Annotated in this window: 13 protein-coding genes; 4 read left to right on the plus strand and 9 right to left on the minus strand. The window is 68.5% G+C overall.

Translation table 11 applies throughout. The features are described 5' to 3' along the window. Positions 1–120: 120 nt before the first annotated feature. The 4 genes from U1701_RS15730 to U1701_RS15745 all read left to right on the plus strand — a co-directional run bounded on the left by U1701_RS15730 (position 121) and on the right by U1701_RS15745 (position 4,208). Positions 121–1,305 carry a type III PLP-dependent enzyme gene (locus tag U1701_RS15730; protein ID WP_332783523.1) on the plus strand — a complete coding sequence of 395 codons (1,185 nt, stop codon included), beginning with the start codon at positions 121–123 and terminating at the stop codon, positions 1,303–1,305. A 46-nt stretch (positions 1,306–1,351) separates the two neighbouring features. Beyond that, entirely contained in the window at positions 1,352–2,416 is a 1,065-nt protein-coding gene (locus U1701_RS15735) for a 1,9-bis(guanidino)-5-aza-nonane synthase (RefSeq protein ID WP_332783524.1), read from the plus strand. Between the two features lie 77 nt (positions 2,417–2,493). Further along, a complete protein-coding gene (locus tag U1701_RS15740) occupies positions 2,494–2,931 on the plus strand; it encodes an MAPEG family protein (RefSeq protein ID WP_332783525.1) in 438 nt (145 codons plus the stop codon). Between the two features lie 266 nt (positions 2,932–3,197). Further along, positions 3,198–4,208, plus strand: coding sequence for an alpha/beta hydrolase (locus U1701_RS15745; protein WP_332783526.1), 1,011 nt, complete (start codon positions 3,198–3,200; stop codon positions 4,206–4,208). Between the two features lie 201 nt (positions 4,209–4,409). On the opposite strand, the gene U1701_RS15750 is transcribed toward U1701_RS15745, so the two are convergent. Genes U1701_RS15750 through U1701_RS15790 form a run of 9 tightly spaced genes read right to left on the minus strand, consistent with a single transcriptional unit; the run spans position 4,410 to position 16,254 of the window. Next, the gene (locus U1701_RS15750) at positions 4,410–6,290 is read right to left on the minus strand and encodes an XrtA/PEP-CTERM system amidotransferase (protein ID WP_332783527.1); all 1,881 of its coding nucleotides are present in this window, start codon (positions 6,288–6,290) and stop codon (positions 4,410–4,412) included. 1 nt (position 6,291) lies between these two features. Next, the gene (xrtA, locus tag U1701_RS15755; RefSeq protein WP_332783528.1) at positions 6,292–7,776 is read right to left on the minus strand and encodes an exosortase A; all 1,485 of its coding nucleotides are present in this window, start codon (positions 7,774–7,776) and stop codon (positions 6,292–6,294) included. After that, a complete protein-coding gene (locus tag U1701_RS15760) occupies positions 7,776–9,080 on the minus strand; it encodes a TIGR03087 family PEP-CTERM/XrtA system glycosyltransferase (RefSeq protein ID WP_332783529.1) in 1,305 nt (434 codons plus the stop codon). The genes xrtA and U1701_RS15760 overlap by 1 nt, the downstream gene beginning before the upstream one ends. Beyond that, complete coding sequence (locus U1701_RS15765) at positions 9,077–10,108, minus strand: FemAB family XrtA/PEP-CTERM system-associated protein (protein WP_332783530.1); 1,032 nt, start codon at positions 10,106–10,108, stop codon at positions 9,077–9,079. The genes U1701_RS15760 and U1701_RS15765 overlap by 4 nt, the downstream gene beginning before the upstream one ends. After that, positions 10,105–10,932 (minus strand): XrtA system polysaccharide deacetylase, encoded by an 828-nt coding sequence (locus tag U1701_RS15770; protein WP_332783531.1) that lies wholly within the window; start codon positions 10,930–10,932, stop codon positions 10,105–10,107. Before U1701_RS15770 ends, U1701_RS15765 begins: the two co-directional genes overlap by 4 nt. 32 nt (positions 10,933–10,964) lie before the next feature. Beyond that, positions 10,965–12,080 carry an ExeA family protein gene (locus U1701_RS15775; protein WP_332783532.1) on the minus strand — a complete coding sequence of 372 codons (1,116 nt, stop codon included), beginning with the start codon at positions 12,078–12,080 and terminating at the stop codon, positions 10,965–10,967. A gap of 9 nt (positions 12,081–12,089) precedes the next feature. Next, entirely contained in the window at positions 12,090–13,745 is a 1,656-nt protein-coding gene (locus U1701_RS15780; RefSeq protein ID WP_332783533.1) for a hypothetical protein, read from the minus strand. Then, entirely contained in the window at positions 13,742–14,722 is a 981-nt protein-coding gene (locus U1701_RS15785) for an AAA family ATPase (protein WP_332783534.1), read from the minus strand. The genes U1701_RS15780 and U1701_RS15785 overlap by 4 nt, the downstream gene beginning before the upstream one ends. Before the next feature lie 5 nt (positions 14,723–14,727). Then, positions 14,728–16,254 carry an XrtA system polysaccharide chain length determinant gene (locus U1701_RS15790; protein WP_332783535.1) on the minus strand — a complete coding sequence of 509 codons (1,527 nt, stop codon included), beginning with the start codon at positions 16,252–16,254 and terminating at the stop codon, positions 14,728–14,730. Between the last annotated feature and the right edge of the window lies 1 nt (position 16,255).

Consider the following 16,255-nt stretch of genomic DNA (forward strand, 5'->3'; position numbering starts at 1 on the left):
CCACAACCGCTTTACATGGGGGGGCAGCGGCCCTAGATCGCACCTCCGCTGCCCCATGGGACTTCCAACCGCAAGGCAGTGTTTTCGTAATTTGTCTCAGGACATTGGAGGTCCCTTGAATTGCACAAGCATCATAACGCGCTGGGGTTAGCGACCACCCTTTCACCGGTTAATCCGGTCACTCTGGTCCGTCCCCACGCCGCAGCCCGCGCGGCCCGGTTCTTCGTCGAGAAGTTCCCGGGTCGTTCGATGTATGCGGTCAAGGCGAACCCGTCTCCCGAACTGCTCCAAATCCTCTGGGACAACGGCATCACGCACTATGACGTCGCCTCGCTGACCGAGGTGCGGCTGGTGTCGCGTACGTTGCCCGACGCGACCCTGTGCTTCATGCACCCGGTCAAGGCCGAGGAAGCGATCCGCGAGGCGTATTACACGCACGGCGTGCGCACCTTCTCTCTCGACAGCCTGGAAGAGCTGGAGAAGATCGTCCGCGCGACCAAGGCGGCCGACGACCTGACGCTCTGCGTCCGGTTGCGGGTGTCGTCCGAGCATTCGAAGCTGAGCCTCGCGTCGAAATTCGGCGCCGCCCCGCACGAAGCCAAGGAGCTGCTGTTCGCGGCCCGCCAGGCGGCGGACGCACTCGGCATCTGCTTCCATGTCGGTTCGCAGGCGATGACTCCGGAGGCCTATTCGAACGCGATGGAGCGCGTGCGTGCGGCGATCGTCGAGGCGGCGGTCACGGTCGACGTCATCGACGTCGGCGGCGGCTTCCCGTCGAGCTATCCCGGTATGGAGCCCCCGCCGCTGGAGCGGTTCTTCGAAACCATCCACCGGTCGTTCGAATCGCTGCCCGTCAGCTATTCGTCCGAGCTGTGGTGCGAGCCGGGCCGGGCGCTGTGCGCGGAATATTCGTCGCTGATCGTCCGCGTCGAGAAGCGTCGTGGGTCGGAGCTGTACATCAACGACGGCGCGTACGGCGCGTTGTTCGATGCGGCGCATATCGGCTGGCGTTTCCCGGTGCAGCTGCTGCGCGAGCCGGACAGCCGGGCGCGGGACATGGAGTTTAGCTTCTATGGCCCGACGTGCGACGACATGGACCATATGGCCGGGCCGTTCATGCTGCCCGCCGACATCCAGGCCGGCGATTATTTCGAGATCGGCATGCTGGGCGCGTACGGATCTGCGATGCGGACCGCGTTCAACGGGTTCGGATCGGACCAGACGGTGGTCGTCACCGACGAGCCGATGGTGTCGCTGTACGACGACAGCTTCGAGGTTGTCGCGTCGAACGTCGTCACGCTGTAACATTTAGCTTCCACCCCTCCCGCTTGCGGGAGGGGGGAGAATAAACATGACCGAAGCCACCAACGACACCCGCCCGAACGACGTCCGCAAGGCCGAACTCCTCTCGACCGAGGTCGAGCATATCGACATCACCAGCTTCGACGCGCGGCCGATCGTCGATGCGATGAAGAAGATGTCGTTCACCAGCCGCGACCTGGGCCGTGCGACCGACATCTACAACCAGATGCTGGCCGACAAGGACTGCACGATCTTCCTGGTGATCGCGGGCTCGACGAGCGCCGGCGGTTGCATGGACCTGTATGCCGAGCTGCTGCGCAACAACATGATCGACGGTATCGTCGCGACCGGCGCGTCGATCGTCGACATGGATTTCTTCGAGGGCCTCGGCCACAAACATTATCAGGCGCTCGACGTGCCGCACGACGACGTGCTGCGCTCGCTGCTGATCGACCGGATCTATGACACGTACATCGACGAGGAGCAGCTCCAGCACGTCGACCACACGATCTTCGAGATCGCCGAGACGCTGGAACCCCGCCCCTATTCGAGCCGCGAGTTCATCCGCGAGATGGGCAAGTATCTCGTCGAGCACGGCAAGAAGGAGAACAGCCTCGTCAAGCTCGCCTACGAGCATGACGTGCCGATCTTCTGCCCGGCGTTCGTCGATTCGTCGGCAGGCTTCGGTCTGGTCAAGCATCAGGTCGATTCGGCCAAGGCCGGCAAGGCGTACATGGTGCTCGACGCGATCGCCGATTTCCGCGAGCTGACCGAGATCAAGATCAAGGCGGGCGTCACCGGCCTGCTGATGATCGGCGGCGGCGTACCGAAGAACTTCATCCAGGACACGGTCGTCTGCGCCGAGATCCTGGGCCACGACGACGTCCAGGTCCACAAATACGCGGTGCAGATCACGGTCGCCGACGTGCGCGACGGTGCCTGCTCGTCCTCGACGCTGCAGGAGGCGGCATCGTGGGGCAAGGTCAACACCGCGATCGAGCAGATGGTGTTCGCCGAAGCGGGCAGCGTGATGCCGCTGCTGGCGTCGGATGCCTATCACCGCGGCCTGTGGAAGGACCGCCCGGTCCGCAAGTGGGGCGCTTCGTTCGAGTAAACATGACGTGCCGGCCGACATTGCGTCGGCCGGGCGTTTGAGGCAGCCTCCTCCGGGACACCGGGGGAGGCTTTTTCATGGATGACGTCGTCCAGAGCGAGATTCTGCGGCCGATGGTCGTGCTGATCGCTTGGACGCTGGTAATGCTCGTCTGGACGGTCGCGACGCGGCTGCCGGCGATGAAGGCGGCGGGGATCGATCTGGCTACGCTGGTCGGCACCAAGGCGTCGGACGCCGATCGCGTGCTGCCGGCGAAGACTCAGTGGAAGGCGCACAATTACAACCACCTGACCGAGCAGCCGACATTGTTCTACGCGGTCGGCGCGGTGCTGGCGCTGTCGGGCACCGGGTACGGCGTGAACGCGTGGATCGCCTGGGCCTATGTCGCGCTGCGGATCGCGCACAGCCTGGTGCAGGCGACCAGCAACCGGGTCCAGCCGCGATTCGTGCTGTTCCTGCTGTCGACCCTGATGCTGGTCGCGCTGACGCTCCATGCCGCGATGGCGGTGTTCTGATCTGCGCGGGATTCGGAGCGGCGTTCCTGTTCGAATAGGCTCAGCTTTGCGTGGGGCGTCTCGGCGGTAGAGCGCTCTGAGCCGCTTCCGCTACCCTGGCGAAGGCCGGGGCCCAGTTGGGGAAGAGCCGTGATGACGGACCACGCTTCGTTACATCGGCCTTCCCAACTGGGCCCCGGCCTTCGCCGGGGTACAAATTTGTTCGAACGCTCCGTGGCGACAGAAGCGGGTGACGCCGACGATGCTCGTGCTGTAACAGCCGCGCCATGACGCCGTCCCGCCGCTCGCTACTCGCCATTCCCCTTGCCGCCGGCGCCGCGCCTCAGGCGTTTGCACAGACCGGGGGCGCACAAACCGGGGTCGCGCCGTCCGACATCCCCGTCTGGCCGCCGGCGGAGCGGTTCGCGCTGTGGCCGGGGATCCCGGTCGGCGCGCCGAATCCACCGCCGCGCCCCCGCCCGCAGATCACCGGGCGGCCGGGTTTCTTCCGCGATATCCAGCTGCGCGGGGTGCTGCATCCTGAAGTCGGCGTGTTCCGGCCACTGCGGCCCGACGGCCGCGCGGTGCTGGTCTGCCCGGGCGGCGGCTATTCGATGACATCGCAGCGCAACGAGGGGATCGACGTCGCGCGGGTGCTGAACGGGTTCGGCATCACCGTGTTCGTGCTCAGCTATCGCCTGCCGGGCGAAGGCTGGGCGGACCGCGCCAACGTGCCGCTCGCCGATGCGCAGCGCGCGATGCGGCTGATCCGCGCCAATGCGCGCCGCTATGCGATCCGTCCCGAGCATCTGGGCGTGCTCGGCTTTTCCGCGGGCGGGCATCTGGCGGGCTCGCTGGAGATCCACCATGCGCTCCCGGTCTATCGGGCGATCGACGCCGCCGACCGCGAACCCGCGCGGCCGGCCTTTGCCGGGCTGATGTACGCGGTGTCGAACATGGACGCGGGGCGCAGCTATGGCGGATCGCGCGCGCAGTTGCTCGGCCCCCTCCCCGACCCGGCGATGCAGGCGCGCTACGCGATAGATCGCAATTTGCGCGGCGGCGAGGCGCCGCTGTTCCTGGTGCATGCCGAGGATGACGACACCGTCCCCGTCGTCAACAGCATCGACCTGCTCGCCGCCGCACGGCGCGCAGGGATCCCGGTCGAGGCGCATATCCTGCGGCGCGGGCGTCACGGATTCGGCGTGCGGTTGCCGCAGAGTTCGCCGGGGTCGTTGTGGCCGCAGTTGTTCGATCGGTGGATGGGGGAAGCTATCGGTCCGGAAGCGCCGTTATAGGGTTTGATCGAGTGAGCTACTCGACTCCTGCGAACACCCCATCCGTTCGTCCTGAGCAGCGGCTGAGCGCAGTCGAAGCGACGTATCGAAGGACAGGTTGGCGCGCGGAACCTGTGCTTCGATTACGAGCCCTCGATATGCCCCTTCGGGGCTACTCGGTCTCTACTCAGCAGGAACGGGTAAGGGTAAAGTCCCCCTGCATTACCCGAACATCCGCTTCATCGCGCGTTCGAGCATCACGAACTGCCACAGCGTCCGGCCATGCTCGGTGCGGCCGGCATGATGCTCCTCGGCGATCCGGGCGAGGACGGCCATGTCGAACCAGCCGGTCTCGCCGAGCGTCCGCGACTTGGCCAGCGCCCGCGCCTCGGCCGCCAGCCCGCCGCGGAACCACGCGCTGATTGGGGTCACGAACCCCATCTTCCGGCGGTAGAGGATGTCGTTCGGCAGATAGGGCTCCATCGCCTTCTTCATCAGCCATTTGCCCTCGCCGCGGTGCAGCCGCATCGACGCGGGCAGCGTCGCGCAGAATTCGATCAGCCGGTGGTCGAGCAGCGGCTCGCGCGCCTCGAGCCCCACCGCCATGCTGGTGCGATCGACCTTGGTCAGGATGTCGCCGGGCAGCCAATGCTTGATGTCGGCATATTGCGCGCGGTCGATCGCGTCGCGCGCGGGGGCGTCGGCCATCGTCGCGACGTAGCGGTCCTCGGCGCGGTAGCCGGCCAAACCGCCACGCGCTTTATCGCTGAACAGCTGCGCGCGGAGTTCGGGCGTGGTGACGCCGACCGACCGGGCATAGGCTTCGCCGCCGCCCGCCGCGAGCGCGAGCAGCGTCGATTTCGCACGGAGCGGGCGCGGCGCCCAGTCGGCCTTCGGGTACCAGCGGCCGAGGGTGCCGAACACGTCCTGGCGGAGATGCTCGGGCAGCATACTGCGGACGCGTTCCTCAGCCGCCTGGAACTTGTAGCGACGGTAGCCGGCGAGCGCCTCGTCCGCGCCGTCGCCCGACAGCGCGACGGTGACGCTCTCGCGGGCGAGCACGCAGACCTGATAGGTGGCGAGCGCGGAGGCGTCGGCGAACGGCTCGTCGAAGCTGGCGACCAGCGTGTCGATCAGGCCGTAATCGTCGCTGCTGACCACGCGTTCGCGGTGATCGGTGGCGAAGCGGCGCGCGACCGCGCTGGCGTGTGCGCGTTCGTCGTGACCCGCCTCGTCGAAGCCGATCGTGCAGGTGCGCACCGCCTTGGGGCTGGCCTCCGCCATCAGCGCGACCACCGCGGAGCTGTCGACGCCGCCCGACAGGAACGCGCCCAGCGGCACGTCGGCGACCATCCGACTGCGTACGCCGGCGCGCATCCGGTCGACCAGCTCCTCGCCGAGCGCCGCCGCCGAGCCGCGCGCGCGGTTGGAGAAGTCGACGTCCCAATAGCGGCGCGGCTGCGGCACCGGGCGGCCGCGCTCGACGAGCAGGAAATGGCCGGCCGCAAGCTTCTTCACGCCGGCGACGAGGCACGCGTCGTCGGGGACATACCCGAGCGCGAGGTAATCCTCGACCGCGCGCAGATCGGGCGTGCGGCGGACCAGCGGGTGGGCGAGCAAGCCCTTCAGTTCCGACGCGAAGGCGACCGATCCGTCAGCGAGTTCGACGTAATGAAGCGGCTTCACTCCCAGCCGGTCGCGCGCGAGGAACAGCGTCCCCGCATCGTGGATCGCGAAGGCGAACATGCCGTTCAGCCGGTCGAGCAGCGACGGCCCCCAAGCGCGCCAGCCGTGCAGCAGCACTTCGGTATCGCCCGCGGTGCGGAACACCGCGCCCTTGGCGCTCAGCTCGGCGCGCAGCTCGGCGAAATTGTAGATTTCGCCATTATAGGTGACCGTCAGCGCACCGTCGGACATCGGTTGCGGCGAGCCGGCGAGATCGATGATCGACAGCCGGCGATGGCCGAAGCCGACCCCGGGCGCGGTCCAGATGCCGTCGCCGTCGGGCCCGCGATGCGCCTGCGCGGCGATCATGGCGTGGACGCGAGTCGGGTCGACCGGCTTTGGCGTGCCCGGGTGGAAGATCCCGGCGATGCCGCACATTCTAGTGGAGGCCCGCGGACTGGTCGGCGAGGCGATCCATCGGCCCGAGCGCCGCCAGGAACCGCGCGATCGGTGCGGGCGACGCGGCCTCGGTCGACAGATGGACCGCGACCGCGCGTTGCGGGCCGCCGAGCAGACGTGCCTGGAGCGTCGCGAGCTTCATCGCCGTGAGATCGTGCGTGGTGACATGCCCGACGCGGTACCATGTCCCGACGATCCGCTCCACCGGGCCCGGCGCGGTGATCCGCATCATCGCGCCGCCCTGAAGGTCGGGCAGATCGGCGACGCGGACCCAGCGATCCTCCTCGCGCAGCACGCCGGTGCCGAATGCACCCAGCTTGGCGCCCTCGCGCTGGCGGCCATAGACCGCGATGGCGAGATCGACGGTCTCGCCCGACGCATCGGCGTAGCGGCCGAACAGGATGTGGTCGGCGTTCGGATAATAAGGGGTCCAGGGCGCGCGGGTGCTGAGCGCGACGCGGTGCCAGCCGGGGACTTCGGGCAGATCGATATGCGCCGGGAGGATCGCCGCGCGGCCAGCGATGCTGGCGCTCCACGCAGGGAAGATCGCTGCGGTGGGGAGCACCAGGACCGACGCCAGCAGCAGGTCGACGCGACGGCGCGGCACGGCTTGCAACTTAGCCGGATCAAAGGCGGGATCGTCGGGCGCGCGGTCGAACCAGCGCCAGCCGAGCGCGAGCACGCCCGCCATCACCGCTGCGAAGAACACCCAGCCATAGACAATATGGTCGAACCCGGTCGCCGCCTCGACCGAGGTGAGGTCCGCCGCCCAGATCGTCCCGAACGCGCGAAAGCCGTTGGCGATGACCGGCACGACGACCGACACGACCAGGAACACCGCGCGCCGCCGCCACGACAGGAAGCAGAGATTGGCGACCAGCACCCCGAACGCGACCATCGCGATGACGAACTTCGCGCCCGAACACGCCTCGGCGACCTCGAACCAGTAGCGGCCGGCGTGGATCAGCACGCCGTCGACCACCGCGGGCACGCCGACGAGATGAAGCAGCGGCATGACGATCGCGACGGTGATGCTCTGGAGCGGCGGTTCGAGGCCTTCGCCGAACGGCACGAGGAACAGGGCGTAGCCGAGCGGGAAGAGCAGTCCCCGCGCGACGTTGGGGCCGAGGATCGTGACCACCGCGCCTTGCAGCATCATGACGAGGCCGAGTTGGCGCACGAGCCCGACCGAGGCGGCATCGCCCATCAGCCAGCCACCGCCCCCGACCGCGACGAGCGCGAGGCCGGGCCACCAGCCGGTGGGGGTCAGCTGTGCGAGCTCAACGCGGCGCTGCCAGACTAGCCAGGCGATGACGGGGCCGATGAAGAGGCAGTGGCCGAAGGTGGTGCTGGTCCACCAGATCCGCACCAGGTCGGCGACGTCGCTGCGAAACAGCAGGAGCAATGCGGCTGCGACGAGCGCCAGCGCGATGAGGTGGCGGCGCCAGCGTTGCAATGCGGACATCATCCTCCCCCGCCAGGGGGAGGTGGCGGGCGTAGCCCGACGGAGGGGGCGGAAGCGATGACCGGGGTTGTATGTCCGCCCCCTCCGTCACCTTCGGTGACACCTCCCCCTGGCGGGGGAGGATCGAGCCCCAGCAGCGCGTCGAGCGGCGCGAGGCGGGCGTCCCAGCCGTAGCGGGCGATGACCTGCGCGCGGGCGCTGGTGCCGAGCGTGGCCGCGGCAGCGGGATCGTCCAGCAGGTCGACGATGCGGTCCGCGAACGCCTGCGCATCGTCGGCAACGCGGATCGTGGCGGCATGGTCGATGCCTTCGGCGGCGGCGGCGGAGGCGACGACGGGGCGTGCCATCGCCATCGCCTCGAGCACCTTGTTCTGGATGCCGCGTGCGAGCTTTAGCGGCGCGACGCAGACGTCCGCCGCGGCGAGCCAGCCGCGGACGTCGTCGACCGCGCCGGTGACGAGGACGTCGTCGCTAGCCAGCGCCTGCACCGCGGCGGCGGGGGCACGGCCGACGATCGCGAAGCGCGCGGGGTGGCGGCGGCGGACGATCGGCAGGATGTCGCGGGCGAACCACGTGACCGCGTCGATGTTGGGGCGATAATCCATCTGGCCGGTGAAGACGATGAGGGGGGCGTTTCCACAAGAACCACCCACCCCCGGCCCCTCCCTTTCAGGGAGGGGAGAAAACCTTGCCGAATCGATGCCGTTTTCGACCGTCATCACCCTGCCCTGCGCGCCGCCGGCGCGGAACAGCGCGGCTTCGGCGTCGCTGACGAACAGGCTGGCAGAGACGCGCGCGGCGACGTCGCGTTCGAACGCGCCGAGCAGGCGGGCTTCGCGGCGCATCATCCAGCGCATCGGCCCGCGCGCGTCGGCGGCATAGCCAGCGAACTTGGCGGAATCGACGTCGACGAAATCCATGATCGCGAGGTCGTCGGGGCTGAGATACTGCGCCATCTGACCCGAGAAGACGAAGGTGGTCGCTATCGAATCCCGAGCGCGCACTGCAGCCATCGCGGTGGCGAAGCGCCGGTCGGCGAATGCGGTGAGCGAGACCGGCTTACCACTGGCCAATGCTTCGATCGCGGCGCGAGCCTGCGACTTGGTGCGCGGCACAATCATACAGCTGGCCAGCATATCGGTGAACGCCACCGGGGGTTCGAAGTCCCCTTCGTCCTCCGCAAACGCGACGAGGTGTACGCGCGCACGCTTCGCTAGATATTGCAGGATATGGAAGCTGCGGATCTTGTCGCCGCGGTCGGGCGGGAACGGGACGCGATGCGCGAGGAAGAGCAGCGCGCTCATCCCAGGCCCCGGGATATCCACGGGCCGGCGGCGTTGGCGGCCCAGAGCGGGAGCCTCTTCCACGTCCGCACCATCAGCGCGTATTTCGGGTTGAGCGGGTTCACCTCGCGCGCCGGGCCGTCGCTGCGCTTGGCGTAGAGGCGCGGTTCGGGGGTGAAGCCCCAGTTCTTCTTGAATGCCGCGGCGCCGGTGCCGGTCTTCGAGCGGCCGAAGTCGAAGCGCGTACAGCCGCGGGCGCGGGCGTGGCTCATCAGCGCGAAGTACATCCGGTCGTTGGCGCGAAGCCCGCGCGCCGCGTCGGTGCCGCCGCCCCAATAGGGATAGACGGTGCCCTGGAAGTACAGGCTGAGCACGCTCGCCACCGCGCGACCCTGATGGCGGACGGTCAGGATGTCGGCGTCCATCCCCGCCATCACCGCGCGGAAGAGTTTGGCGGGGAACACCGGCGTTCCGAGGTTGCGGACCGATTCGGCATAGACGCGGTAGTGCTCGGCCTGCATCGCCGCGCTCGTACCGGTCGCGATTTCGAGATCGAAGCCGAGCGCGCGGCGGACCTCGGCACGCTGCTTGCGCGGGATCGCCAGCATCTCGGCATCGTCGTCGGCCGCCAGGTCGCGGGCGAAGCCGAGATAGCTCGTGGCGTCACTGGTCCACCCGACGGGTGCCGCGCCGCCGCGCAATTCGACCGAGGGGCAGCCGATCCGCTGCGCCAGGGCCCAGGCTGCGGCCGACAGGTTTTCCACCGCCTGGCCGAGCACGCCGCCATCGACGCCGAACCCGGTCGACACCAGCGCACGCCCGAACAGCGGCGAGCGCATTTCGCTGAGTGGCAACACGCCGGCGATCGATCCGTCGGCCCGATCCGCGATCAGGTAGCGCGCGCGCTGGCCGCACCCAGCCTGCACCGCGAGGCTCCAGGCGGGGAGATGGAACGGCGTGGCGCCTTCGCTGGCTTGAACGAACGCGCTGATCCTGGCCGCTTCGCCCGCGTCGCGGAGATCCGCCTCGCGGACGCTCGGCGTCGTCATCGGAGTCGTGCCGCTTCGCCCGCAATCACCGCGTCGACGCGGCCCCATTCATGCCGGCCGATCAGCCCGCGCAACTTGCCCTTCATCGCCGCCAGACGGGAGTAGTGGCGTAGCTTCGACCGGATCGGTGCGGCGGCGACACGCGGCTGGGCGGGGTCGATTTCCCAGGGGTGGAAGTAGAACACCGCAGGCCGGTCCGCCCCGTTGACCTGACGCACCGCGAAATCGGTCAACGCGGACGGCAGCAGGCGGAAGAAGCCGCCGCCGGTCGCCAGCCGCCGTTTGCCGATCTGCGCGACCGTCACCGGCAGCTCGATCAACCCACTGTCCGGCAGCGGCTTGAACGCGTAGCGCGGCGCCTCGCGCCAGCCATAATGATCGTGCCTCAGCGGCGCGACGCTGGAGGAGTAGGTGTAGCCCTCTTCGGCAAGGACGACATGCGCCCAGGGGGTGCGCTGGTCGATCGAGAAGCTCGGCGCGCGGTAGCCGGTGACCGTCTGCCCCGCGGCATCCTCGATCGTCGCGCGCGTCCGCGCCAGATCGGCGCGGAACGTCGCGGCGTCCATCGTGAAGACGCGCTGGTGGTCCCAGCCATGGCTGGCGATCTCGTGCCCCGCATCGACGATCCGGCGGATCAGCCGCGGATAGCGGTCCGCGACCCAGCCGAGCGTGAAGAAGGTGCCGACGACGCCGCTCTCCGCGAACAGCGCCAGAGTCGCGTCGGTGTTCGCCTCGACGCGCGAGTCCAGGCTGTTCCAGTCGCCCTTGTCGATCACGCGTTCGAACGCGCCGACCTGGAACCACTCCTCGACGTCCACGGACATGCCATTCAGAACGTGGCCGTTGCGCATGGTCGTCAGGCCGCGTCGTGCCAGTTCGCGACACCCCGGATCGGGGCGTATTCGGGCTTGGCCGAATCGCTTTCGACCCAGTCGACCAGCAGCGTCAGCACGCGGCGCAACGCGGCATCCTGTTGCTCGACCCGCGCCTCTAGCTCGGTGACACGCGCCGCGAGCGCGTCGTGCGCGCCGTCATCGTCGCGAGGGCCGATGGCGTGCCAGCGCGATGCGGTCTCCGGCGCCTCTGTTGCGTTCACGATCGGCAACGGCGCGGCGGCGGGTTCGTCCGCTGCCGCCGGGCTGCCCATCGACAAGGTCGGCAGGTCGGTGTCGAGATCGGTCGTGACCGCCTCGACCACGCCTGCGTCGATCAGCGTCAGCCCCTCGACCGCGGCGTGCAGCATGACGCGGCCCGCGAGCAGGTTCAGCCTACGCGGCACGCCCGCCGACCCGCGGTACAGCGCAGCGAACGAATCGTCCTGGAAATCGGGGTTGCCGGTCCAGCCGACCACCGACAGCCGGTGCGCGATGTAATCGGCGACCTCATGCTCCTCCATCGGATCGAGATGGTGGATCGCGATGATCCGCTGGCGCAGCTGTTCGAGCCGCTCCGAGCCGTGCAGCCGATCACGGAATTCGGGCTGGCCGAGCAGCAGGATCTGCAGCAGCGCCTGGCCACCCGCCTGGAAGTTCGACAGCATCCGCAGCTCTTCGAGCGCGGAGACCGGCAGCGCTTGGGCCTCGTCGACGATCAGCAGCGTCCGCCGCCCGGTGCGTGCGACGGCGTGGAGCCCGCGTTCGATCGCGGTCAGCAGCTGCGCCTTTTCGAGCCCCGCCGGATCGACGCCCAGATCGGTCGCGACAATCCGGAGCAGATCCTCCGCCTCGATCGCGGTCGAAACGATCTTGATCGCATTCAGGCTCTTATGGTCGATCGTGTCCATCAGGTGGCCGACCAGCGTGGTCTTGCCCGCGCCGATATCACCCGTGATGACGATGAAGCCCTCGCCCTGCGCCAGGCCATAGCCGAGATACGCCATCGCCTTGCGGTGCGTAGCGGTCTCGAACCAGAATTTCGGGTCCGGGGTCAGCTGGAAGGGCCGACCGGTCAGTCCATAATGTTCGTCGTACATATGCCTGTCCTAGAACTGGTAGCGTGCGCCGAGCAGCGCTTGCGCCGACCAGTCGCTGTCGAAATCGCCGACCTTGAAGCTGTACAGCCCGACCGACGCCGTGGTGCCCAAACGCCCGAAGTTGCGATAATAGCTCCCCGTGGCGCCATATGACCACACGCCATTATCGCCCTCGATAAGCACGCCGTTGGCGCCAGCGTTGCCGCCAAGACCGCTGTCGTAGTAATTGACGAAGGCGTTGGCGTTGATCCCCGAATTCTCGGTGAGCGAACGCGCGAAGAACAGCTGGCCGTAATAGCTCTGATCCTCGAGCCCCGACACGACAAGGCCGGGCGCGGCGCGCGGCGCATAGAGCTTGCGGTTGGCATAGCCGATCCCGAGGCCCCAGGTGCTGCGGCCGCGGGTCGCGACCAGCACACCGTCGATGCCGCGCGCGCGGTAGCTCGCGGTCGAGATCGACTGGAACACGTCGTCCAGGCACCCGCCGGGCGCCGCGCCGGTCGATCCGAACACGCAGCCGTTGAACTGCTGGCTGAACCCTTGGGTCGGCGAGACGAAGCTGGTCGGCAGGCTCGCGAGCCCGGTGCGGAGCTGGCGTCCGAAGGTCTGCACGCCGTCATAGACGTTGACCGCTAGGCCGACCGTCTTCGACGCCTGATAGGTCGCGGTGCCGGTATAGCTGAGCGAGCCGTAGCGCTTGCCGACATGCCCCTCCACCGAAGTGCGGCGGTTGGGGCGCCAGATCACGCCCGCGTCGTAATAGACCCCGTCGGTGCGATAGGCGATCCGGCGCGGCGACCCCGCGGCGGTGACGTAGCGGCCGTTGTCGTCGAGCACCGGCGCGCCGGTGGCATCGACCGCGGCATCCTTCTGGCTGGTCTCGATCTTCTCATACCCCACGCCCGCGGTCAGCGCGACATAGGGCGACACCGGCAACAGCGCGTCGCCGCGGCCGTAATAGCCCTCATAGCGCTGCGACAGCTGGCTCGCGGTCTCGCGATCATAGGCGCCGCTCGCGGTCAGGCCGACGGGTAGCAGCGTGCCGGGCTTGAACCCGGCGCTCGCCAGCACGGTATGGCCGATCGAATCGTCGTAATAATCGAGCCGGCGGGTGCCGACGCTGGTGTCGGCGAAGGTCGGCGTCTCGACCTTGGTATAGCCGAAGCGGTAATCGGCATTGAGCGCGATCGGTCCGGCGTTGGTCGCCAGGCTGGGGCCGACATAGCCCGAATAGATCTGCGCGATATTGTCGACATTGCCGACCAGGATGCCGGGCGCGGCGCCGCGGATGTCGGAGCGGGCGCGCGTCGCGATGCCGCCGGCCTCGATCGACAGCGCGCGGGTCAGTTGGACGTCGGCACGGGCGAGACCCGAGAGCACGTCCTGGTCGCCGATGCGGTCGTCATAGGCGAAGCGGTGCTCGTACCGCACGCTGGCCTGCGCCGAGACGCGCTGCGTCTGGACCGAACCGTCCAGCCCCGCCGCGAGCGTGGTGTAGGTCACGACGTCGCCCCCGTTCAGATCGGCGTCGAGGATCTGGCTCGCCTCGATATAGGGCACGAGCGTGACGCGCCGCGCGTTCTGCGCGACCGCCGGACTGCTCGCGAGCCATGCGATCATCGCGACGCCGCCCCCCCGGGCCGCCGCACGGATCAACCGTGTCACTTGGATCCCTCCTGGCCGTAATAGCTGCCGAACCGCGCCCCACCCGGCACGAACGAGACTGCGTTGAGGACGAGCTGGATATGCTCGCAGCTGTCGAGCAGATTGACCGCGGCGCGCAGTTCGCCCTCGGGCGTGCGATCGGCGCGGACCACGAGCATCACCTGCCCGACCATCATCGCCAGCACCGGGGCTGGCGAGGCGGCGAGCGCGGGCGGCGAATCGAAGATGATGACGCGGCGCGGATTGGCCGCGAGCAGCCGCGCGAGCACCGTGCGCGTGCGCGCGCTCGCCAGCAGCTCGGTATCCATCGTGGTCTTGGTGCCTGCGGGCAGGATCGAGAGATGCGGCACGTCGGTACGCATCACCAGCGTCTCTACGTCGATATGCGAATCGGCGAGCGCGTCGAGCAGGCCGGGACCGTCCTGCAGCCCCAGCTGGTTGACGACATCCGGCTTGGCGACGTCGGCGTCGACCAGCAGCACCTCGGTATCGCGCTCGGCGGCGAGCGACAGCGCGAGGTTGATCGCGCAGAACGTCTTGCCGTCCTCGGGCCGCGCCGAGCAGACCAGGATGGTGCGCGCCTTGTCGGGGCTGTCGCTGTCGGCGATGCGGCCTTGCGTGATCAGCAACTGCCGCTTGATGAGCCGGAACTCCTCGGCGAGCGGCCCCACCGGCGCACCGGGCACGATCATGCCGTTGCCGGCGAGCATGCCGCGATCGATCAGCGCGATGTCGCCCTGGTCAACCGGCAGGTGGAAGTCGTCGGGCAGTTCCTCACCGATCGGCGCGCGCAGTTCGGCCGGAATGGCGAGGAAGGTCGGGTCGCTGTCGTCGGCCTCGAAAGGTTCGGCCGCGACGTGGTCGGGCTCGACCGGTGGCAGCTCCCGCGCGCGGACATGCGCCGAAAAGTCATAGACCTTGGCCGCGCGTTCGAGCAGCGACGGCTCGCGCCCGGTCTTCGGATTGGTCACGGTCATCCCCCTTACGCCGCCAGGCCGCGCTGGAGGATCTCGACCCCCAGCAGCAGGACATAGGCGGCCCCCAGCGCGGCGGTGCCGCCCAGGAACATCTTGAGTTTGCGGCGCCGCTGCTCGGACTGGATCCGGGTCACGACCTCACCGATCGATCCGATCACGGGCAGGCCAGAAGCCCTTTCGAGCCGCGTGCCGGTCGCGAAAGTGGTGCGCAGCTGCCCCATCGCGAACGCGGCGCCCACCCCGGCCCCGAGCCCGGCGATCAGCACACCGGTCAGCAGCAGCATCCGGTTTGGTGCGGTCGGCGTGCGCGGCGTGGTCGGCGGATCGATCACGCTGAACTTCACGCGGTCGGTCTGGGTCTGCGCCTGACCGCGCAGCGCGATCTGTTCGCGCTGGGTCAGCAGCTGGGCGTACTGGTCCTTCAGCACCTGATAGTCGCGGTCGATGCTGCCTTGCTCCGCGGCGGCTTCGGGATCGGCGGCGATCTTGCTGTTGAGCAGGTCGACATCGCCCTGCAGCTGGCTTTTGCGCATCCGCAGCGCGGCGACGGTGGCCTGCTTGTCGGCGAGCATCGATTGCAGCGAGACGTAGAGCGGGTTGGCGTTGGCCCCCGCCCCACCACTGCCGCCCGACAGCGGCTCGCCGCGCGCGGCTGCGGTGGCGGCGGCAAGCTGGCTCTTCAGCGCGACCACGTCGGGATGGTTGTCGGTATAGCCGCGCGCGCGTGCATCGGCGAGCTGGCCCTGGATCGCCTGCAATCGTGCACGGGCCGGGCCCGCCGTTCCGGCAGCACCCGCGGCGCCGGGCACCGTCGCGGGGGTACCGGCCATCTGGCCCTGCACCGCGGCCAGGCTCGACTGCGCCGCGGCGAGGTCGCTGTCGACCTGCGCCATCTGCGCGCGCGATGCGCCGATGCGGTCGCTGACGGTGCCCGTGCCGGGCAGCGCGCCGAGATAGCGGTTCTGGAAGTCGGCGCGCTTGGCTTCGGCGTCCTGCAGCTGCTTCTGGCGCTGTTCGAGCTGCGCGTCGAGGAAGGTCAGGCTCTGGCTGGTGCTGGTGCGATCGCCCGCCAGATTCTGTTCGACGAAGATGTCGATCAGCTTCTGCGTGATCGTCCGCGCCAGCTTGGGGCTGGAGGCGGTGGTCGTGATCTGGAACAGATTGTCCTGCTGCGACACGATCTTGATGTTCTGCGCGAGCCCGGCCACGCGGTCGGCAACGTCGCGGTCGCTCGACACGGTGTTGGCCAGGTCGGTGCCGCGCACGACCTTCTCCAGGTTGACCGCCGAGACGAGCGTCTGGCGGATCGTGTCGACGTCCTTCTGCGTCGACTGCGCGGGCGCATCCATCGTCGTCGGCAGGATGTTCTGCATCTGCACGAACACGCGCGCGCTCGATTCATATTTGCTCGGGATCTGCGATACGAACAGCCAGCCGAGCACGCACACGCCCCACGCCACCGCCAGCGCGAGCCAGCGGCGGTTCCAGATCGCGTGCAGCGCGATGCGGACTTCGTCGTAGATCCCGTTCATA

Origin of the sequence: Sphingomonas rhamnosi, from assembly GCF_036663615.1 — a bacterium.
Taxonomy (GTDB): domain Bacteria; phylum Pseudomonadota; class Alphaproteobacteria; order Sphingomonadales; family Sphingomonadaceae; genus Sphingomonas.